The following is a 20,028-nucleotide window of genomic DNA, read 5'->3' as shown; positions in this document are numbered from 1 at the left end:
AGCGCCGTGGCGGTGACGCACAGTGATGGAGATCGGCCGCGGCCCACCCGCCTTGTCGGCGGCTTTGTCGACGGCTTTGTGGTCCGGCACCGGATCGCAGGCGTGGAAAGGTCACGCGGTGCACCGACAGGCCGCCGACCCGGAGGGCTCGCGGCGAACGGTGGTGGCGGACGGTGGTGGCGGACGGTGGTGGCGGACACACGAACAAGCCCCCGACCGAGAATCCCGGTCAGGGGCTGTCACATGTGGCGGGTGAAGGATTCGAACCTTCGAAGCTTTCGCGACGGATTTACAGTCCGCTCCCATTGGCCGCTCGGGCAACCCGCCAATGTGCGTCCCGCAGCTCCGACCGAGATCGGCTCCGTGGGGCGACGGCACAACAATAGCGGATCGCGGGGGGTGCTTCGCCACTCGGTTGTCCGGTGGGGGACCGGGTGGCGTCCGGCGGGGGGTCGGGCGGGGCCGGGTGGGGCCGGTGGGGGGTGTGATCTTCGGGTGGGCGGGTGGTGGGGTTGTCTTTTTGTCGCCTCGCGGCGGTCTTCCGGTGCCTAGGCGGGGCCGGCTTCGGTGAGCATGCGGCCGAGGTCGGTGCGGGTGTGCTGGACGCTGCGGCCGGCGCGGTGGGTGGTGATCAGGCCGGCGCGGCGCAGGGCTGCGGTGTGGGAGCTGGCCGCGGCCAGGCTGAGGTGGGTGCCGGCGGCGAGTTCGGTGGTGGTGTGGGGGTGCTCCAGCAGGCGCAGGACGCGGGCTCGGGAGGTGCCCAGGACGTCGGCGAGGGGATCGCCGCCGGTCGCGGGTGCGGTGGGCGGCGGGAGGCCCGGGCCGGCCGGGTATACGAGGAGCAGGGGCTGGTCGGGGATGGTGCCGACCAGTGGTTCGTAGGTCCAGTGGAAGGTGGGCAGGAGGGTCAGGCCGTTGCCCGCCAGGCGGTGGTCGCGGTCTTTGAGCGCGGGGATGTGCCATGTGCCGTCGTCGAGCGTGGAGCCGGGGGCCAGGGCGGTCAGGGTCGGTTCGATGCCGTTCTCCGCGGCGCCGAGGGCGAAGCGGGTGAACTCGGCCGCGTGGCGTTCGCGGACCGTGGTCCACGAGGTGGCCAGGACCGACTGGTAGGCGTCGCGCAGGCCGCGGTCCAGGAGGTCCCAGGCCCGGGTGTCCTGCTCCATCAGGGCCCTGACCCAGGGGGTCGGCGGCCGCCGGAGCCGGGCGACGGCGGCGCGGACCGCGCTGCCCGGGGTGCTGCGTACCAGGTCCAGGGCCTCGTCGAGGTCGCCGGAGACCGGGTCGAGGAAGGCCGGGCCGCGGAACGGCTGGAGCAGGTCCCACAACGGCGCGGTGGTGGCCGGGAGGCGCCGGCCGACGTCGCGGCGCCAGCGGCCGAACAGGACCGGCGAGTCGCTGCGGCGGGACATCATCAGCGACAGCTTCAGCTCCACCAGCGGTGCGGGCCGGGGCAGGAAGCGGACCCGGGCGAAGTCGCCGGGGCTGAAATGGATGCGCAACATCGGTCCTCCGCAAGCCTTTCCGTCAGGATAGAAAGCTTCGCCGCGGGTTGTCGCGCGAGGCATCGTCGGGGGCATGGCCTTGGATCGGCGACGACCTTCCCGCATCGTGTCCGCGCCGGTCTTGGTGCCCGCCTTGACGCTGGTCCTGGCGCTTGTCGCCGCGGGCTGCCACGGGGGCAGCCCGCGGACGGCGCCGGGGGGCGCATCAAGCATGGTGACTCAGACTCCTGCGACAGCCGTCTGTCCGGGACAGCCGAGCGGCGCGCGGGTGTTGACGCTCACCACCGCCGACAACCTGACGCTGCCCGCGGTGGAGATGGGGAAGGGCACCCGTGGTGTGGTGCTGGTCCCCGAGGCCGGCTCGCGAGGCGAATGCGGGTGGATGGCGTACGCGGGCGAGCTCGCCGCCAAGGGACTGCACGTCCTCGTCTTCGACATGCCGTGCCAAGGCGCGAGCAGCTGCCCGAAAGCCGAAACCGACGAAGGCGTCCCGGCCGTCGACACGGCTCTGAACGAACTCCACTCCGACGGCGCCACGACGATCGTGCTCGTCGGAGCCTCGGCCGGGGCGACGACGGCGCTGGCCGCCGAGGCCGGATCCGCTGCGAGCTCGGCGCCGGGTGTGGCGGCGGTCGTGGCGTTGTCCGCCGACGAGCTGGGCACCTTGCCTGCCAAGGCAGCGACCATCCACGTCCCCGTCTTCATGGCGGTCGCGGACGGCGATCCCTACATCCCGACCGCCGCCGAGCGCGGTCTGTTCGACGAGCTCGCGGCGCCGCCGTCGCTCCGGACGCTGACGGTGCGGCCGGCCGGCTCGGGGCACGGCTGGGACCTGTTGGCGGACAAGGGATTCCAGGGCACGGTGACCGACTTCATCACCGCGCAGCTGGCCGCCGGCTACACGGTCTGGGGCACCGGCGCGCGGACGGTCGTGCTGAGCAACGAGAGCGACCAGGACCAGTGGTCGTGGCAGGCGTACGCGGACCATCTCGTAGGCGAGGGCTACAAGGTCGCTATGTGGGACTACGCGGATCAGGATCCTCTCGCCGGGCTGCGGGCGATGGTGGCCGACCTCCGCGCGCACGGATCCGGGCCGGTGTTCTTGCTCGGCGCCTCGAAGGGCGGCAAGGTGTCGTTGGTCGCCGCGGCCGGGATCAAGCCGCCGGTGAGCGCGGTGGTCACGTTGTCCGCCGAGGCGACGCTCGCTCCGAACACCGACGTGTCCACGTATGTCAAACAACTGATGTGTCCCGTGCTCCTGCTGACGGCGGCCCAGGACGGCTACGGTTCGACCGATGCCGCCAAGACGTTCCAGGCGGATCTGCCGAACCTGGCGCACGTCCTGACCTACGACGGCTCGGATCACGGGACACAGTTGCTGAACGGCGCCGACGGGGCGAAGGTGCTCGCCGACGTCGACGCGTTCCTAAGGGCGCACTAGTTCCTGATCACGCACTAGGCGAGGTCGTCGGGTGCGCCGAGGAGCCTTCGGGTCAGCTGGTGCCGCGATCCGGCCAGGAGTTCCAGCGCCGCGTCGAGGTGGTCGGCGCTGACGTGCAGGCTGCCGGCGGTGTCGGGCGCGGAGCCGTCCTCGCGTGCCTCGAGCGCGATCAGCGCGGCCCGGCGTATCAGCTCCTTGATGAAGGAGGCGGTGACCCCGTCCGTGCGCTCGATCAGACCGTCGGCCTTGGTGAGGTCCAGGTCCAGGCCGCCGCGGTAGAGCTCCAGCAGGCGGGCGCGGCCCTCGGCGTCCGGCAGCGGCACCTCGACGGCGTGGTCCACGCGGCCCGGCCGCATCGCCAGCGCCGATTCCAGGACGTCGACGCGGTTGGTGGTGAGCAGGAAGGTCACGTCGGCGTCGCCGTCGAGCCCGTCCATCTCGTTGAGCAGCTGGAACATCAGCGGGGTGGCGTGCATGTGGGCCGAGCGGTCCTGGGCGATCAGGTCCACGTCCTCGACCACCACCAGCGCCGGCTGCAGGGCCCGCGCGATCTCGCAGGCCTGGCCGATCAGGCGCAGGGCGTTGGCGGTGAGGACCACGACGGTGGTCTCGGGCAGTCGGCTCATCAGGTAGCGGACGGTGTGGGTCTTGCCGGTGCCGGGCGGGCCGAACAGCAGCACGCCGCGCTTGAGGTGCTGGCCGTGCGCCAGCAGGGCCGCGCGGTGCCGGTTCACGCCCAGGATCTGCGCCTCGATGCCCTCCAGCATTCCCGGCGGGAGGATCAGCGCCTCGCGGTCCATGACCGGGCGTTCGTGGAAGCTCAGGGCGGACTGGTGCGGGCCGAACACCTCGGCGCCGAACTCCAGAACATGGCCGCGATAGACGCTGAACTCGACAGCCAGGCGGCGGATCTCATTGGCGGCCTTGCGGGCCAGGGCGCGGTCGGCGCAGGCGATCTCCAGGCTGACGTCCTGCTGCGGGCCGCGCATCTCGGTGCCGCGCAGCAGGATGGCCAGCGGCGGGCGCGGGTCCTCGGTGCGGTCGCCGTCGTCGGGGCCGTCGACGCCGTCCACGAGGTACAGGCCGCACTGGACGCAGCTGCGGGTCTGGTCGCCGGGACCGCTGGGCTGGTCGGTCATGGACACGCCGCTGATCGCCATGGCGTGCTGGCCGGTCTCGTGGAACAGGTCGGACAGGCCGAACATGCGGTGCCGGAACCCGGCCATGCCGACCAGGCGGAAGGGGGCGCCGTTGCGGGACAGCCAGCGGTCCAGGGCACCCTGGACGTTCACGTGCTCGTAGGGCGGCCACGTCGCGGTGGTGACGGGGAACAGATCGGCTTCGGGACCGAGGTGGCCGGCGAGGAGTTCGGCGAGGCCGGGGGCGCCGTTCGGGGCGGCGTCCGCGGCGGGGGCGGGGACCGGGGAGGGTCCGTCGCCGGTGATGACGTTGTTCCGTGAGCCGCTCGGTTCTGCGTCGTTGCGGCGCGGCGGCATCGGCTGTGACGACATGGGGTCCACCATGCCAGCGCATCAGGGCGCTGAACCAGGGGTGGCGCCCTGGCTTATGCGCGGTTGACGGCCCGTGCCACCCCGGCGGCGATGGTGGTGGCGAGGATCCAGCCGGCGGCGGTGAGCAGATAGGCGACCCACTGGGTCCCGCCGGTGGCGATGTAGGCGCGGCCCTGCCCGAAGTTGATGACCGGCAGCAGCAGGTCGAGGGAGTAGATCAGGGCATTGAAGGGCGGCGCCTTGTCCGGCCCGATCGGCACCGGATGCCGCAGGCCGAAGACGACGACGCCGGTGATCAGCAGCGCGGCGAGCCATCCCAGGGCGCGCTCGGGCCGGTAGCCATAGCCGACGGCCGCGTCCTGCACCACGCCCCACGGCCGCGCGGCGAGCGAGAGCGTCCGGCGCCGGGCCCGCTGCTTGGCGAGCAGGACCCGGCGGGCTTCACCGTCCAGCCCCTGCCGTCGATAGACGGCGGCGAGCTGCTCGTAGGGGGCGGGCCGATAGCCGGCGGACTCGCGCGCCAGCCACGCGATGCGGCCGGCGACCGGGCCAGGCTCGGCGATGCGGTCGTAGACGAAGCCGTCGCGGGTCAGGTGCGGGGGCCAGACGGCGGGGTCGTCATTGAGGACGCCGATCTGGGCTTTGGCGAGGTAGATGCCGCCGGCGGGCGGCGCGGCGAAGCGGAGGGTGAGTTCGCCGGCGCGGAGGTGGCCGAGGTAGAGGAGATTGGCGGACTCTTCGGCCGCTGCGGTCACCACCGTCCCGCGGAAGTCCACATCGTTCCCCACTCGCGCGCTGGCGAAGGCGATGGTGCCGGTGACCCGCATGTCGCGGCAGCGGGCCGCGCCGCCTATCTCGGCGTAGCGGGCGTCCAGGGCGCTGGAGCCGTTGCCGCGCAGGATGGCGCCGTCGAAGCGCGCGTGACCGGCTATGTGCGCGCCTTGGATGCGGACCAGGCCGTCGGCCTCGAAGCCGCGGTAGCACTGCAGGTCCGCGCCGATCTTCGCCTGGTACGCCTCCAGGACGGTGCCGCCGGGGGTGCTCAGTTTCGCGTCGGCCAAGCGGAGCAGGCCCTGGATCTCCGCTCCGGACAGGCGGATGGTGCCCTCGGCGCGGAGTTCGTCGGCCATCAGGTCGCTGCCGACCTGGATGCGGGCGGCGTCCAGGGCCTGGCCGGCGGGGTCGCTGAGACGGGCGCGCTCCAGGCTCATGACGCCGTCCACCTTCGCGTCGCGCAGGGACGCGCGGCCCTCGATCGTCGTGCCCCACAGCATCAGGTCGCCGCCGACGCGGACCCGTTCGGCGCGCAGGGCGAGCTCGCCGGGGTGGGACAGGTGCGCCTCGGTGATCAGGAGTTCGCCGCCGATGACGGCGTGGTCCAGGCGGAGGCGGCCGTCGACGCGCGCGCGGTGCATCACCACCGTGGCCTCGACGTGGGCCAGCGAAGCGTTCAGGCCGGCCAGGCGGGTACCGCGCAGGTTGAGGCGGCGCAGGCGCGCGTCGTGCAGGTCCAGGTCGTCCTGAAACCAGCACTCCCCGAAGCTCAGCGAGTAGCCCAGCTCCAGGTACTCCAGCTCCAGCCGGCCCTCGACCCGCGCGCCGACCACCCGCAGCGGCGCGCGGCGGTCACCGGCCTCCTCGATCAGGCTCCTGATGAACGACGCGCGCAGCGTGCGCTCCGGGCCCCATGTCGCGCCCACCGCGGGATCGTCCGCCGCCGGGTCGCCGGTCGCGAAGGACGTGCGGCCGCCGTTCCGGAAATCATCCCGGACTTGCTTTTCGCTGGCGGACAGTCCCGTGAGGCGCATGGGACGTTTCTACCGTGGCTCCGTAAGAGAGATCGAGTCCTGAGGCGGCGATCCCTTCGGCCGCCGTGGTTCGCGGACGCCGCCGTCCGGACCGGCGGGCCAGTCCGGGCCGCCGCGCTCGCGGTCGCGCCGGCGGGCCTTCCTGGAACGCATGACACGTTTGACTCGCTGCTTCACCGTCATGTTCTGGGAACGCCTCCGGGAAAACCCCAGGTTCCGCAAAGGAGATCACGTACTCTCTGGGCGAACAAACCTGGGCGAACAAACGGGGAGGGCCCACCATGATCGAGCTGCCGCGCACACTCGTCTTCTCACCGCGCGCCAACGACACCTCGCACGTCCTGGCCTCGGTCGCGCACCGCCGCGGCCTGCTCACCGAGCACCTGACCGGCTGGGGAGTCCCGGAGGGCTTCCTGGTCGGCGGACCCGCGCACCTGTATGCCGGTCCGCTGTTCGCCGACGCGGTCGCCGCCGATCTCGGCATCGGACTGCTGGAGCCGCCGGACGACTGGCTGACCGGACTTCCCCGCGAGGCGGTGCGCCGCGAGATCAGGATGCTGACGATGGCCGAGGCGTGGACGCTGCGCGCCCCGGCGTTCCTGAAACCGCCCAACGACAAGAGTTTTCCGGCTCGTGTCTACCTCGAGGGCGCACAACTGCCCGGGCCCGACGCCGTCGACTCCGACACCCCGGTACTCGCCAGCGACCCGGTGCGGTTCACCGTCGAGTTCCGACTCCATGTCATCGACGGCGAGATCGTCACCGGCGCGCAGTACGCGATCGAAGGCGATCTCGACATCGAGCCGCTGGCCGGCCATGAGGCGGAGCAGCAGATCCTCGGTTTCGCGCGCGACGTACTCCAGGAATCGGCCGACAAGCTTCCGAGCGCGGTCGTGGTCGATGTCGGCTTGATCGCTGAAGGAGACGGGAAGCCGGCGCCCGCGGTCATCGAGGCCAACGCGGCCTGGGCCTCGGGACACTATGCCGCCGACCCCGAACGCGTGCTGGATGTCGTGCTGCGCGCCGCCGGTCCGATGACCGAGATCGGCGAGCGGGACCGCACCTTCCTGAGGCCGGCCGCCCAGCGCGTCGATTGATCGGCGCGTGATCGGCGCGTGCCACGATGACTCCATGCCCGAGCGCCCCCACGTGATCCTCAGCGCCGCCATGTCCCTGGACGGCCACCTCGACGACACCACCCCCGACCGCCTCATGCTCTCCGACGTCGCGGACTTCGACCGGGTGGACGCGCTCCGGGCCGGCTCCGACGCGATCATGGTCGGCGCCGAGACCATCCGGCGCGACGACCCCCGCCTGCTGGTCCGCGATCCGGAGCGGCGTGCGGACCGGGTGCGGCGCAGCCTGCCGGAGCACCCGGTCAAGGTCACGGTGACCGGCGCCGGCGCGCTGGACCCTGTCGCGCGCTTCTTCACCACCGGCGGCCACAAGCTCGTCTACTGCGCCGACGCCGCGGTGTCGGCGCAGGCGGACCGGCTCGCCGCCGTCGCGGACACCGAGGTGGTGCAGGCCGGCGCGCTGGTCGACTTTCCCAGGATCCTCGCGGACCTGAAGCGGCGCGGGGTTGACCGGCTGATGGTCGAGGGCGGCAGCTCGCTGCACACCCGGTTCCTCGCCGAGGACCTCGCCGACGAGATCCACCTGGCGATCGCGCCGTTCTTCGTCGGCGACGACCGGGCTCCGCGCTTCGTGCGGGCCGCGGAGTTCCCGCAGAACGCGCGGCACCGCATGACCCTCGCGGAGACCAGGCCGATCGGCGATCTGGTCTTCGTGCGCTATCTGATCAGCCACGTCAGCGCCGGCTGACCTGCCGGCCGACGGTCAGTCCCGGCTGACCTCCCGGATGAAGGCCCAGCAGACCTTCAGTCCCGGCCCACGGCGCGCGGCGTCCCGAACCGCACCGGCACGCCCGGCGAGAAGAGAACACTGTCCGGCGGCCGCGAGGAGACGCCCGGCAACCCGGCCGCGGCCACCAGATCCTCCTCGCACGCCAGCAGCTTCGCCTCGTGCAACGGCCACCGGGGATGCGCGTTCGGCATGTGCACGGTCCGGCCGGCCAGGGTGAAGTGCAGCCGCCACCGGGCCGTCAGGAAGTGGTCCAGCGCGGACGGCGTCTCGATGGCCGGTCCCACCTGCACCCCGATCAGGCTCTGCGCGTGCGGCAGCCCCGGCTCGCGGCGCCGCGAGCCGTACCAGTACACGTCCCCGTACTGGTACGCCGACATCCGCGCCCAGCGGTACGGCAGCCGGAACGCCGCCCGCGCCGTGGCCACCGGCAGCAGCCGCGAAGCCTCCAGCGACCGGAACACCACCCCGCGCCGCCCGGCCTCGTCCACCGAGTACAGCCGCACGTTGGTCTCCGGGACGTCCCCAGGTACGGCATCCCGGGCAGCGGCCACCACCCGATCCGGTGCATGCGGAAGGCGATGAGCCCGACGTAGGTCACCCCGTCGACGACGTCGGGCCGCACCCCGGCCGGCAGCAGCGGAGCCACCGTCTCCGGATCGACGGCCCAGTGCAGGAACGTCGCGTCCAGCCAGGACTGCGTCATCAGCGGCCGGCCGGGCAGCCTGGGGGGATCGGCGCTGACCGGTTCGGCGCTGACCGGCTCGGCGCCGACAGATTCGGCGCCGACCGGCTCGGGCTCCCTCGGGTCCGTGTCAGACCCCCATGCCGTAGGCGTGGGTCACCCGGATGGTCAGCACCAGACGCTTGTCGGCGATCATCGCGGCCCGGTACTCGTCCCAGTCGGGGTGCTCCTTGCCGGAGGCGGCCCGGTAGAGGCGGATCAGCGCCTCGACCGTCTCGTCATCCGGACTCTGGGCGACCGGTGACAGCTCGGCGTCGCCCTCGTACACCGCGTACTTGTAGGCCTCCGGGTGCACCATGAGCGAGACCCTGGGGTCCCGGCGCATGTTGTGGGTCTTCGCCCGGTCCGCGGTGATCGAGACCCGAATAGCCTGCTCAGCGGGGTCGTAGGCGTAGCTGATCACCGACAGCTGGGGCCGCCCGTCCTTCTTGATCGTCGCCAGTGTGGCGCGTCCCCGTGCGCCCAAGAGTTCCAGGAAGGCATCCATATCGTGATTCTAGGGTCGGGACGAGGTGATACACATGAGCGCATGAAGGTATTCGGGGCTCGCCGGGGCCGGACCATATCCGTCGTCGCGATGCTGCTCGGCGGGACCCTGGTCGCCGGCTGCACCTCGACCGGTTCGGTCGGCGGCAGCGGGGGCTCCACCGGCGGCTCCTCGAGCTCCTCGGGCGGGTCTTCCGGCGGGTCCTCGGGCGGCTCCTCGGGATCCGGTTCGCTCCCGAGCGGGAAGTTCACCACGCTCCAGGCCTTCGACACCCAGCAGGTCTCCTGGGGGGCCTGCACCAGCGAGCCGTCCGACGACCCGACCGCGGACCTGAGCGCCTTCCAGTGCGGGACCGTCGTGGTGCCGCTGGACTACACCAAGCCGACCGGCAAGGACGTCACGCTCGCCCTGGTCAAGTGGCCGGCCGCGGACCAGGCGAACAAGGCCGGCTCGCTGTTCACCAACCCCGGCGGGCCCGGCGCCTCCGGGGTGGACTTCGTCGAGGAGTCCAAGACGGAGTTCGACGGGGCCCTGCACGCGCATTACGACATCATCGGGTTCGACCCGCGCGGCCTGGGCCGCAGCGACCCGATCACGTGCCTGGACGACAAGACCCAGGACAAGCTCTACGAGCAGGACCCGCCGAAGGACGCGACGGCGCGGGAGAACAAGGCCGAGCAGGACAGCAAGACCCTGGCCTCGGCCTGCGAGAAGAACTCCGGCGACCTGCTGCCCTACGTCGGCTCCACGTACGTCGCGCAGGACATGGACCTCATGCGCCAGGTCCTCGGCGACAAGAAGCTGAACTACCTCGGCATCTCCTACGGCACCTACATCGGCTCGGTGTACGCCGAGGAGTTCCCGGCCAACGTCGGCCACATGGTGCTCGACGGTGCCGTGGACCCGAACGCCGACCAGCTCGAGGCGGACGTCCAGCAGCAGATCGGCTTCGAGAAGTCGCTGGAGAAGTTCGCCGGCGACTGCGTCACCAACTACGCCTCGGAGTGCCCGCTGTCCGGGACCCCGGCGGCCGCGGCGCAGCAGCTCGGCCACTTCATCGACGGCCTGCAGGACCACCCGCTGTCCTCCGGCGACTCCAAGCGGCCGCTGGACCAGACGCTGGGCTGGACCGGCGTCATCATCGGCCTCTACGGCGATGTCGGCTCGGACTGGTGGAAGTACCTGCGCGAGGCGCTGACCAAGGCCATGAAGGACGGCGACGGCTCGGAGCTGCTGGCCGGCGCCGACCAGTACAACGGCCGCGACCCCGAGGGCCACTACAGCACCGAGCAGAACGGCCTGATCGCGGTGCGCTGCGCCGACTTCACCACCCCGACGCCCAGCGCCTCGGAAGTGCAGAGCGCGTACAGCCAGCTCAAGGCCGGCGCCTCGATCCTGAACTCGGACCTGGCCCCGAGCGACCTGGCGCAGCCGATGTGCGCGAACTGGCCGTTCCAGACCCAGGAGAAGCCGCACCAGATCAAGGCTCAGGGTTCGGACACGATCCTGGTCATCGGCACCACCGACGACCCGGCGACGCCGTACCAGAACGCGGTGAACCTGGCCGACGGCTTCGCCAACGCGCGGCTGCTGACCCGGGTCGGCACCGGGCACGCGGCCTTCGGCAGCGGCAACCAGTGCGCGCAGTCGGCGATGGAGGCGTACCTGGTCAGCGGCACCCTGCCGCCGCAGGGGGAGCGCTGCTCGGCGTGAGCCGGGGGTAAAAGAGATCGCAAACGGGAACCCCCGCCGTCCGCAGCCCGTTTAGGATCGCGGAAGGTTCAACGATATGGGGGGCACCCGTGATCTGCTTCTTCGATCCGGCGCACGGCCAGGCGTCAGTCAACGTCATGTGGCAGCCGCAGTGGGGCGTGGCACGGCCCGTCGAGGTCTGCCAGTTCTGTGCGCAGCGCATCCAGACCACTCAGCCGCCGTACTACCAGCCGGTCCAACAGCAGGGGTACCCGCAGCAGGGCTACCCCCAGGCCGGCTATCCGCAGCAGGGCTATCCGGCGCAGCAGCCGGGCTACCCGCAGCAGGGGCAGTACCAGCAGCCGCCGCGCCAGGGGCACAGCACCGGCGCGGTGATCGGCGCGGGCGCGGCGGGCCTGGTCGGCGGGATGCTGCTGGGCGAGATGCTCGAGGGCGATGAGAACAAGCGCGACGAGCAGCAGGCGTACGAGCGCGGCTTCGAGGAGCGCGGCTACGACGACCAGCAGCAGTTCCAGCAGCAGGAGTACCAGCAACAGGAATTCCAGCAACAGCAGGAGTACCAACAGCAGGAGTACCAGCAGCAGGAGTTCCAACAGCAGGAATGGCAGCAGAACGACTACCAGCAGGCCGATTACGGCGGCGGCAACGATTTCGGCGGCGGCGGCGACTACAACAACAACAACGACGGCGACGGCGGCTTCTTCTAAGCGTCCGCGACCCGGCGGTCCATACGGGCCATCGGAAATCGCCGTATCCTATAAAAGTGCTAATACGCCGTCAGGGCGAGGATCCGCGGATCCTCGCCCTGACGGCATTTCCACCCTCACAACCCTTGCTCACCCCTTACCGCGTAGACGCCTCCCCGCACGCATATCACGAGGTGAGCGCAAGTCCAGGCGTGTCGCAACGTAAAGCGTCTACGTCTTTCTGAGGTTCCTGACACCCTCTACTGTGACGAGTATCGATCTTCGCAATGCAGTAGACGCATTGCCATTCTCCGGGACTCGTCGCAAGACCCTGTAAGGCGCCACCAGGTTCCATCACAAAGGGGGCGCGCGGCGGCGTGGCCGCGCGCCGGGAGAAAGGCACACTATGCAGTTTGCCCGCAGGCACCGCATCGCGGTGGTCGCGGTCACGGCACTGGGACTGGGGATCGGCACCTCCGCCGCCGCCCTGGCCAGTCCCATGCCCGCCAAGCCGACGGCGGCCCAGCAACTGGCCGCGCTGTCGACCGGCGCGAAGCACTCCGTGATCGTATTGCTGAAGAACCAGCACCCCGAGCTGTCGGTCAAGACCGCCAAGGCCCAGCGCAAGGCCGCCACCAGTGCCGACCAGGCTCCCCTGGTCAGCACTGTGCAGGCGACCGGCGCGCAGGACATCAAGAAGTTCTCGGTGATCAACGGCTTCTCGGCCAAGATGACCGACGCCGAGGCCGCGAACCTGCGGCAGAACCCCTCCGTCGAGGCAGTCGTCGCCGACCAGCAGCGGGTCGTCAACCCGCTGAGCGACGCCCAGAACGCGGCCATCGCCGACTCCGCCAAGGGCGCGGCCTCCACAGGAGCCGACGGCCAGACCCCGGCCGACAAGGTCCTGCCGGGCACCTGCCCGACCGACCCCAGCAAGCCGCTGCTGGAGCCTGAAGCGCTCCAGACGACGAACACCGCGTTCACCGACACCAGCCGGCCGCAGGCCCAGAGCCTGGTGGACGGCAAGGGCGTGAAGGTCGCGTGGATCGCCGACGGGCTGGACGTCAACAACCCGGACTTCATCCGCGCCGACGGCAGCCACGTGTTCAGCGACTACCAGGACTTCTCCGGGACGGACCCGAACGGCGCCGAGAGCGGTGACGAGGCCTTCGGCGACGCGAGCTCCATCGCCGCGCAGGGCCTGCACAGCTACGACCTGTCCAAGTACGTCATGCCGAACCACCCGCTGCCGGCCGGCTGCAACATCACCGTCCGCGGTGTGGCCCCCGGCGCCTCGCTGGTCGGCCTGAACGTGTTCGGCGCGGCCAACCTGGTCTTCGACTCCACCGTCGTGCAGGCCATCGACTACGCGGTGAACGTGGACAACGTCGACGTCATCAACGAGTCCCTGGGCAGCAACCCGCAGCCCACCCAGGGGCTGGACGCCACCAGCCTGGCTGACGACGCGGCGGTCGCCGCCGGCGTCACGGTCGTCACCTCCACCGGCGACGGCGGCGTCACCAACACCGAGGGCCAGCCGGCGGTCGACCCGAACCTGATCGGCGTCGGCGCCACCACCACCTTCGAGGACCAGGCGGCGACCGGCACCGGCGGCGTGCGCAACCTGGCCAGCAGTTGGGCCTCGAACAACACCGCGTCGCTGTCCTCGGCCGGCACCAACGTCCTGGGCCGGGTCCCGGACCTGGTCGCGCCGGGCCAGGGCGGCTGGGCGCTGTGCAGCCCCGAGGCCCGCTTCAGCGCCTGCGTTGACTACAACGGCAACCCGACCTCGCTGGAGGACTTCGGCGGTACCAGCATGGCCTCGCCGCTGGTCGCCGGCGGTGCCGCGCTGGTCATCGAGGCGTACGAGAACACCCACGGCGGGGTCCGTCCGACGCCGCAGCTGGTGAAGCAGATCCTCACCTCCTCGGCCAGCGACCTGGGCCTGCCGGGCGACCAGCAGGGCGCCGGCGAGCTGAACACCTACCGCGCGGTCCGGATGGCCATGTCCGTCAAGGACGGCAATGGCTCGCCGAAGGCGCAGGGCGACGGCCTGATGGCCACGACCAGCACCGGCGACACCCAGATCTCGATGATCGGCAACGGCGGCTCGAAGCAGACCACGACCGTCACGCTGACCAACACCAGCCCGAACACCCAGACGGTGTCGGCGAACGTGCGGGAGCTGGACACCACGGTCGCGAACGTCTCCGGCACCAAGGCCGTGGACTTCACCGACCCGAACTCGCCGTGGTTCTACGAGGGCTACACCCTGGGGACCCCCGGCCTGAAGCGGCACTGGTTCAGCACCACGTTCACCGTCCCGGCCGGCGCCGACCACCTGACCGGCACGGCGACCTGCGCCTGCGGCGGCACCAGCACGCTGCTGCGCCTGGTGCTGGTCGGCCCGAACGGCGAATACGAGAACTGGAACAGCCCGCAGGGCACGACCAACTACGCGCAGGTCGACCAGGCGAACCCGCCGGCCGGCACCTGGACGGCGTACTTCTACGCCAACGCCAACGCCACCGGCTTCAAGGGCAACGTCGACTACGACTTCCTGGCCACCAAGTACAAGGCCGTCGGCTCGGTGAGCCCGTCGGGCGCGGTGCTCAAGCCGGGCCAGTCGCAGCGGTTCACGGTGGCCCAGACGCTGGGCCAGAACCCCGGCGACGTCTCCGCGGCGCTGGCCTTCACCACCGGGTTCCACCAGGTGACCACGGTGCCGGTGACCAAGCGGACGCTGATCGCCACGAACAACGACGGCGGCGCCTTCACCGGCGCGCTGACCGGCGGCAACGGCCGTCCGGGCACGCCGTCGCAGACCGAGTCGTACTACTTCGACGTGCCGCGCGGCAAGAAGAACCTGGCGATGAACATGACGTTCAGCGGCAGCCACGAGGTCTCGGCCTACCTGGAGTCCCCGGACCACGAGGTCGTCTCGCTGAGCACGAACGTCGCGGTGGACGGGCAGGGCAACCTGTCCGCGCAGCCCTCGCTGACCGGCTACGTCGACGCCCCGGCCGCCGGCCGCTGGGTGCTGTTCGTGGACGACAACAACCCGGCGGTCCTGAGCGGCGACCTGGCTGACCCCTTCACCGGGCAGCTGCGCTATAACACGGTCGAGGCCAGTGCCAAGGGCCTGCCGGCGGGCAAGCTCGCGGCCGGCAAGGCGGTGACGGCGACGGTGAAGATCAAGAACACCGGCGCGGCCCCGCTGACCGTGTTCGCCGACCCGCGCCTGACCAGCAGTGCGGACTACGACTTGCCGGCGCAGCAGCCGCTGGGCGCGACGGTGGCCCTGCCGTTCGTCACGGCCGGCCCGCAGCCCTCGTTCCAGGTCCCGACGCACACCACCGAGCTGCGTGCGTCGCAGTCCTCGACGATCCCGGCGGACTTCACGGCTGTCGGCCCGTCCGGCCTCCCGGAGATCTACGGCGTGTCCAAGGGCCTGACCGCCGCGGCCACGGTCGACTCGCCGTGGATCACCCAGGGCGTCTGGGGCCAGGACCCGACCCCGGTGGGTCCGACGAACGGTGCCGTGACCGGCAGCGCGACCGCGGCCGAGAGCGTCACCACGCTGGCCTTCGACCGCTCGGCCGTGGCCGGCACCGGCGACCTGTGGCTGGACGGGGTCGACCCGACCGCGCCGGCGCTGGCGCCGGTGACGATCCTGCCCGGCCAGACCGGGACGATCACCGTCACCTTCACGCCGGCCGGCACGAGCGGCAGCAAGGTGAGCGGCGTGCTGTACCTGGACACGTACAACGCGGCGTTCGGCACCGCCGACGAGCTGACGGGCCTGCCCTACAGCTACACGGTGAAGTAAGCACAAGCCACACCTGGACGGCGGGCGCTCGGACCTCGGCGGTCCGGGCGCCCGCTGTTGTGTCCACCGATCAGCTGTTGTGCGCACTGATCAGTTTTTGAGAAGCCCCGGCGCAGGTCCGCTTCCTACGCTGAACGACATGGCGAACACGACGAAGAAGACCACCGAGAACTTCAGCGCCGAGGAGCGCGCCGCGATGAAGGAGCGGGCCAAGGAGGTCCGCGCCTCGAAGAAGGCCGCGACCGGCGCGGACGCCGAGGCCGAAGTGCTGGCCAAGATCGAGGAGTTCCCGCCGGACGACCGCGAGCTGGCCGAGAAGGTGCACGCGGTGGTGAAGGCGGCGGCGCCGGCCCTGACCCCGCGGCTCTGGTACGGGCAGCCGGCGTACTCCAAGGACGGGAAGGTGCTGGTGTTCTTCCAGCCGGCGTCGAAGTTCAAGACCCGGTACGCCACCCTCGGCTTCAGCGACGTGGCCGTCCTCGACGACGGCGAGATGTGGCCGACGTACTACGCGCTCACCGAGATGGCCGACGCGGTGGAGAAGCGGATCGCGGAGCTGGTGGCCCGGGCGGCTGCCTGAGGCGGCCGGAGCAGCACGGCACGCCAGGTAGATTTGTGCGGGTGATCGAGCAGGATGACGTGATGGCCGGGCAGACCGATGGTGCCGTTGTGACGGATGAGGCCCCGGAAAGCTTCGGCCCCGGCATCGCCCCGGAGCGCCTGGCCCTGCTGCTCGACATCCTGGCCGAGGTCGAAGAGCTGCCGACCGAGCATCCCGACGCGGTCACCGTGCGGCGGGCGACGGCCGGCGTCTACAAGAGCGTCAAGATCCGGCGGCGTTCCGAGCGGCAGGCGCGGGTGCTCGCGGCCGATCGCGCCGTCACCGCCAAGACCGCGACCGGCGCTCCGACCCGGCTCGACGACGAGACGCAGGGGCTGCCGCTCAGTTCGCAGACCGCCGAGTCGGGCAATGCCGTGGCCGGCGTGCTGACCCGGGAGCGCGGCTGCTACATCTGCAAGGTGCGCTATCGCGAGGTGCACGCGTTCTACCACCAGCTGTGTCCCGACTGCGCCGCCGAGAACTGGAAGCGGCGCGATGCCCGGGCCGACCTGACCGGCAAGCGGGCGCTGCTCACCGGCGGCCGCGCGAAGATCGGCATGTACATCGCGCTGCGGCTGCTGCGCGACGGCGCGCACCTGACCATCACCACCCGCTTCCCGAACGACGCCGCGCGGCGCTTCGCCGCGATGCCGGACAGCGCCGAGTGGCTGCACCGGCTGCGCGTCGTCGGCATCGACCTGCGGGACGTGGCCCAGGTGGTCGCGCTCGCCGACGCGGTCGCGGCCGAGGGACCGCTCGACATCATGGTGAACAACGCCGCGCAGACCGTGCGGCGCTCGGCCGGCGCCTACGAGCCGCTGGTCCGGGCCGAGGCCGAGCCGCTGCCCGACGGTCCGCTGCCGGAGCTGGTCTCCTTCGGGCGCTTCACCGGGTCGGGGCTGGTCGCGCTGCCCGGGCAGACGCGGTCCTCCGAGGCGATCGCGGCGGATCTCGTCGGCGTGGGGGCGCGGGGTCTCGGTGTCGCCACCGGTGTCGGGGGCGCGGACCTCGTCTCGCTCGCGTTGACCGCCGGCTCGGCGGCTCCGGACCGCATCGCCGCCGGCACCGCGATCGACGCCGGGGGCCTGGTCCCGGACCTGGCCGACAGCAACTCCTGGGTGCAGACCGTCGAGGACGTCGATCCGATCGAGCTGCTGGAGGTCCAGCTCTGCAACTCGACGGCCCCGTTCGTGCTCATCAGCAGGCTGCGGAACGCCATGAAGGCCTCGCCGGCGGCGCGCAAGCACATCGTCAACGTCTCGGCGATGGAGGGCGTCTTCAGCCGCGGCTACAAGGGTGCCGGGCATCCGCACACCAACATGGCCAAGGCCGCGCTCAACATGCTCACGCGCACCAGCGCGCAGGAGATGTTCCAGACCGACGGCATCCTCATGAACAGCGTCGACACCGGCTGGATCACCGACGAGCGGCCGCACCCGGACCGCGTCCGGCTGGCGGGCGAAGGCTTCCACGCGCCGCTGGACCTCGTCGACGGCGCGGCCCGGGTCTACGACCCGATCGTGCGCGGTGAGCAGGGCGAGGACCTGTACGGCTGCTTCCTCAAGGACTACGCGAACGCCGGCTGGTAGCGCGCGCGTTTTCACCGGCCGCGCAGCGCCCGCGGCGAGGCTCCGAAAGCCTTGCGACAGGCCTTGTTGAACGCTTGCAGGTCGGGAATCCCGACCGTCGTCGCGATGGCGGTGACGGACAATGTGGAGGCCTGCAACAGATGCAGCGCGCGGGCCATTCTGCGCGAGGCGATGTAGCCGACGACCGTGTCGCCGACGTGCTGGTGGAACAGGCGTGTGAGCTGGTTGTGCGACACACCGGCGATGCGGGCCAGCTCCGCGACGACCAACGGCTCGGCCAGGTGCGCCTCGATCCTTCGGATTACGGCCGCGACGACGGGATTCGGCGGCGCGGCTCCGTTGGCGTCCGCGAGGTCTGATACGCGCCACAGCGCTGCCCACACCGCGGCTGCCGAACGCTCCGGCGAGGTCGGGAACGCGGCCACCGCGTCAAGCAGCAGCTCGCGCAGGACCGGTAGCGCCGGGCCCGCGTCGCCGACGAACGGTTCGCGGCGTCGGCATCCGTTCAGGGCGAAGTGGACGTAGAGATGCTCGGAGCGGCCCCGGTAGCGGAACTCGACGGTGGTGCCGGGCGGTACCAGGCTCACGGTTCCGGGGCGGAGGTCGTACCACGCGCCGTCGGCGGCGAAGGCCGCGCTGTAGCTGTAGAGATGCAGCTGCCACAGGTCGGGGAGGCGGAAGACGTCCACCGCGGTGTTGATGCCGTGCACGCCGACGCCGGCGTTGGCGACCAGCGGCGGCGTCTGGAGCTCCATGGTGAAAAACTACCAGTGCGGGTGATCCAGACCGATCCGCAGCATGGCTTCCCGCGCCTAGCGTGGTGAACCGTGACCATGCAGCCCTGGTTCGCCGACGCCAAGCTCGGCATCTTCGTCCACTGGGGGATCTACGCCGTCAACGGCATCCCGGAGTCCTGGTCGTTCTACAACGGCGAGATCACCTACGAGAACTACATGAAGCAGCTCGACGGGTTCACCGCGAGCGCTTACGACGCGGGGGAATGGGCCCGCCTGTTCAAGGCGGCCGGCGCGCGCTACGCGGTGCTGACGTCCAAGCACCACGACGGCGTCGCCCTGTGGGAGACGGCCGAGAACGATCTGAACGTGGTGAAGCGGACGCCGGCCGGCCGCGACCTGCTGGCGCCGTACGCGCAGGCGATGCGCGACGCGGGGCTGAAGGTGGGGCTGTACTTCTCGCATCTGGACTGGTCGCACCCCGACTACCCGTTCCACTCGCGGGAGGAGTTCGAGAGCGGCGCGGCGGCCGAGGGTGCCGACGTTGCCGAGGACACGCAGGCGTGGGAACGCTTCCTGAAGTTCCACCGCGCGCAGCTGAAGGAGATCGTCGAGGGCTACCAGCCGGATCTGCTGTGGTTCGACGGGGACTGGGAGCGTCCCGAGGAGCGTTGGCGCATGGCCGAGCTGCGGGAGCAGCTGACGGCGATGAAGGCGGACCTGGTCTTCAACTCCCGCCTACTGGGCCACGGCGACTACGCGACCCCCGAGCAGGGCGCGCCGATCACGCCGCCGGAGGGGCCGTGGGAGCTGTGCTACACGGTGAACAACTCCTGGGGCTTCCAGCGCAACGATCACGATCACAAGCCGATCAGCCTCCTGGTGCGCACCTTCGTCGAGACCATCGCCGGCGGCGGCAACCTGCTCCTGGACGTAGGCCCCCGCGCCGACGGCTCGATCCCGTCGGAGCAGGCCTCGCGCCTGGAGGCACTCGGCCGTTGGATCGCCCGCAACGAACCGGCGGTCTTCGGCACGGTCCGCGGCATCCCCGCCGGACACGTCCACGCCCCGACAACCGTGTCGGCGGACCGGCGCACGCTGTACGTGTTCTGCTACGACCCCCCGCGCGACCCGGTGACGATCAACGGCCTGACGAGCAAGGTCAAGCGGATCACGGCCCTGTCGACCGGCGAGCAGCTGACACACCGACGGTACGGCGGCTTCGACCCGGTGCCGGGCGTGCTGGCGATCGATGCGCCGAGCGTCGCGGATCCGGTGGTGACGGTGCTGGCGGTCGAGGTGGAGGGGGAGGTGGAGTTGTATCGGGGGGAGGGGCGGAGCTGAGGGGGCGGGGGTGTGGTTGGTTGGCTGGGCTGGGCTGGTTGCGGTTTTGTTTGCGGGTTGACAGGCACAGGCGCTTCTTGACGGCTTCGCGTACGGTTTGCGGGATCCGCTGGTGGCGCGGCTCGGGGTGGGTGACGTCGTGTGTGGGCGGCGGTGGTGTGGGTAGGTGGTCGGG

At 71.0% G+C, this 20,028-nt stretch carries 14 protein-coding genes, 1 tRNA gene and 1 pseudogene; 9 read left to right on the top strand and 7 right to left on the bottom strand.

What is annotated here, in order from left to right; genetic code table 11:
* Window positions 1–246: 246 nt before the first annotated feature.
* Window positions 247–327, bottom strand: a tRNA-Tyr gene (locus tag ABIA35_RS12535).
* A gap of 221 nt (window positions 328–548) precedes the next feature.
* A complete protein-coding gene (locus ABIA35_RS12530) occupies window positions 549–1,502 on the bottom strand; it encodes an ArsR/SmtB family transcription factor (protein WP_370357990.1) in 954 nt (317 codons plus the stop codon).
* A gap of 211 nt (window positions 1,503–1,713) precedes the next feature.
* Between ABIA35_RS12530 and ABIA35_RS12525 the strand changes: the two genes are divergently transcribed.
* A complete protein-coding gene (locus ABIA35_RS12525) occupies window positions 1,714–2,943 on the top strand; it encodes an alpha/beta hydrolase (protein ID WP_370357989.1) in 1,230 nt (409 codons plus the stop codon).
* A 14-nt stretch (window positions 2,944–2,957) separates the two neighbouring features.
* Here ABIA35_RS12525 and ABIA35_RS12520 read toward each other — a convergent pair whose 3' ends face one another.
* Together ABIA35_RS12520 and ABIA35_RS12515 are read right to left on the bottom strand one after the other, a co-directional pair.
* Window positions 2,958–4,454 (bottom strand): AAA family ATPase, encoded by a 1,497-nt coding sequence (locus ABIA35_RS12520; RefSeq protein WP_370357988.1) that lies wholly within the window; start codon window positions 4,452–4,454, stop codon window positions 2,958–2,960.
* Window positions 4,455–4,507: 53 nt separating this feature from the next.
* Window positions 4,508–6,262 carry a hypothetical protein gene (locus ABIA35_RS12515; RefSeq protein ID WP_370357987.1) on the bottom strand — a complete coding sequence of 585 codons (1,755 nt, stop codon included), beginning with the start codon at window positions 6,260–6,262 and terminating at the stop codon, window positions 4,508–4,510.
* Between the two features lie 281 nt (window positions 6,263–6,543).
* On the opposite strand from ABIA35_RS12515, the gene ABIA35_RS12510 reads away from it, so the two are divergent.
* Both ABIA35_RS12510 and ABIA35_RS12505 read left to right on the top strand, forming a co-directional pair.
* Window positions 6,544–7,359 (top strand): ATP-grasp domain-containing protein, encoded by an 816-nt coding sequence (locus ABIA35_RS12510; RefSeq protein ID WP_370357986.1) that lies wholly within the window; start codon window positions 6,544–6,546, stop codon window positions 7,357–7,359.
* Between the two features lie 34 nt (window positions 7,360–7,393).
* Window positions 7,394–8,086, top strand: a complete 693-nt coding sequence (locus ABIA35_RS12505; RefSeq protein WP_370357985.1) for a RibD family protein — start codon at window positions 7,394–7,396, stop codon at window positions 8,084–8,086.
* Between the two features lie 56 nt (window positions 8,087–8,142).
* Here ABIA35_RS12505 and ABIA35_RS12500 read toward each other — a convergent pair.
* Both ABIA35_RS12500 and ABIA35_RS12495 read right to left on the bottom strand, forming a co-directional pair.
* A pseudogene (locus ABIA35_RS12500) lies at window positions 8,143–8,831 on the bottom strand (YqjF family protein).
* Between the two features lie 109 nt (window positions 8,832–8,940).
* Window positions 8,941–9,357, bottom strand: a complete 417-nt coding sequence (locus tag ABIA35_RS12495) for a PPOX class F420-dependent oxidoreductase (protein ID WP_370357984.1) — start codon at window positions 9,355–9,357, stop codon at window positions 8,941–8,943.
* Window positions 9,358–9,399: 42 nt separating this feature from the next.
* On the opposite strand from ABIA35_RS12495, the gene ABIA35_RS12490 reads away from it, so the two are divergent.
* The 5 genes from ABIA35_RS12490 to ABIA35_RS12470 all read left to right on the top strand — a co-directional run bounded on the left by ABIA35_RS12490 (window position 9,400) and on the right by ABIA35_RS12470 (window position 17,775).
* Entirely contained in the window at window positions 9,400–11,070 is a 1,671-nt protein-coding gene (locus tag ABIA35_RS12490) for an alpha/beta hydrolase (protein ID WP_370357983.1), read from the top strand.
* 89 nt (window positions 11,071–11,159) lie between these two features.
* Window positions 11,160–11,777, top strand: coding sequence for a hypothetical protein (locus ABIA35_RS12485; protein ID WP_370337243.1), 618 nt, complete (start codon window positions 11,160–11,162; stop codon window positions 11,775–11,777).
* Window positions 11,778–12,162: 385 nt separating this feature from the next.
* Window positions 12,163–15,585, top strand: coding sequence for a S8 family serine peptidase (locus tag ABIA35_RS12480; protein WP_370357982.1), 3,423 nt, complete (start codon window positions 12,163–12,165; stop codon window positions 15,583–15,585).
* A gap of 139 nt (window positions 15,586–15,724) precedes the next feature.
* Window positions 15,725–16,165 carry an iron chaperone gene (locus tag ABIA35_RS12475; RefSeq protein WP_370357981.1) on the top strand — a complete coding sequence of 147 codons (441 nt, stop codon included), beginning with the start codon at window positions 15,725–15,727 and terminating at the stop codon, window positions 16,163–16,165.
* Window positions 16,166–16,227: 62 nt separating this feature from the next.
* Window positions 16,228–17,775, top strand: coding sequence for an SDR family NAD(P)-dependent oxidoreductase (locus ABIA35_RS12470; protein WP_370358159.1), 1,548 nt, complete (start codon window positions 16,228–16,230; stop codon window positions 17,773–17,775).
* Between the two features lie 11 nt (window positions 17,776–17,786).
* On the opposite strand, the gene ABIA35_RS12465 is transcribed toward ABIA35_RS12470, so the two are convergent.
* On the bottom strand, window positions 17,787–18,530 hold the full coding sequence (locus ABIA35_RS12465; protein WP_370357980.1) for a helix-turn-helix domain-containing protein: 744 nt from the start codon (window positions 18,528–18,530) through the stop codon (window positions 17,787–17,789).
* A 72-nt stretch (window positions 18,531–18,602) separates the two neighbouring features.
* Here ABIA35_RS12465 and ABIA35_RS12460 point away from each other — a divergent pair, with 72 nt between their 5' ends.
* Entirely contained in the window at window positions 18,603–19,853 is a 1,251-nt protein-coding gene (locus ABIA35_RS12460; protein ID WP_370357979.1) for an alpha-L-fucosidase, read from the top strand.
* The last annotated feature ends 175 nt before the right edge of the window (window positions 19,854–20,028 follow it).

This window comes from Catenulispora sp. MAP12-49, from assembly GCF_041262705.1.
Taxonomy (GTDB): Bacteria; Actinomycetota; Actinomycetes; order Streptomycetales; family Catenulisporaceae; genus Catenulispora.
The sequence above is the reverse complement of the archived record's forward strand: the minus strand, read 5'-3'. Positions and strand labels throughout refer to the sequence as shown.

What these genes read in the sequence shown, in the direction of transcription:
- ABIA35_RS12510 (WP_370357986.1), top strand. Translation starts at nt 6,544, where the DNA reads ATGATCGAGCTGCCGCGCACACTCGTCTTCTCACCGCGCGCCAACGAC.
- ABIA35_RS12475 (WP_370357981.1), top strand. Translation starts at nt 15,725, where the DNA reads ATGGCGAACACGACGAAGAAGACCACCGAGAACTTCAGCGCCGAGGAG.
- ABIA35_RS12470 (WP_370358159.1), top strand. Translation starts at nt 16,228, where the DNA reads ATGGCCGGGCAGACCGATGGTGCCGTTGTGACGGATGAGGCCCCGGAA.
- ABIA35_RS12525 (WP_370357989.1), top strand. Translation starts at nt 1,714, where the DNA reads ATGGTGACTCAGACTCCTGCGACAGCCGTCTGTCCGGGACAGCCGAGC.
- ABIA35_RS12490 (WP_370357983.1), top strand. Translation starts at nt 9,400, where the DNA reads ATGAAGGTATTCGGGGCTCGCCGGGGCCGGACCATATCCGTCGTCGCG.
- ABIA35_RS12515 (WP_370357987.1), bottom strand. Translation starts at nt 6,262, where the DNA reads ATGCGCCTCACGGGACTGTCCGCCAGCGAAAAGCAAGTCCGGGATGAT.
- ABIA35_RS12520 (WP_370357988.1), bottom strand. Translation starts at nt 4,454, where the DNA reads ATGTCGTCACAGCCGATGCCGCCGCGCCGCAACGACGCAGAACCGAGC.
- ABIA35_RS12530 (WP_370357990.1), bottom strand. Translation starts at nt 1,502, where the DNA reads ATGTTGCGCATCCATTTCAGCCCCGGCGACTTCGCCCGGGTCCGCTTC.
- ABIA35_RS12480 (WP_370357982.1), top strand. Translation starts at nt 12,163, where the DNA reads ATGCAGTTTGCCCGCAGGCACCGCATCGCGGTGGTCGCGGTCACGGCA.
- ABIA35_RS12505 (WP_370357985.1), top strand. Translation starts at nt 7,394, where the DNA reads ATGCCCGAGCGCCCCCACGTGATCCTCAGCGCCGCCATGTCCCTGGAC.
- ABIA35_RS12465 (WP_370357980.1), bottom strand. Translation starts at nt 18,530, where the DNA reads ATGGAGCTCCAGACGCCGCCGCTGGTCGCCAACGCCGGCGTCGGCGTG.
- ABIA35_RS12495 (WP_370357984.1), bottom strand. Translation starts at nt 9,357, where the DNA reads ATGGATGCCTTCCTGGAACTCTTGGGCGCACGGGGACGCGCCACACTG.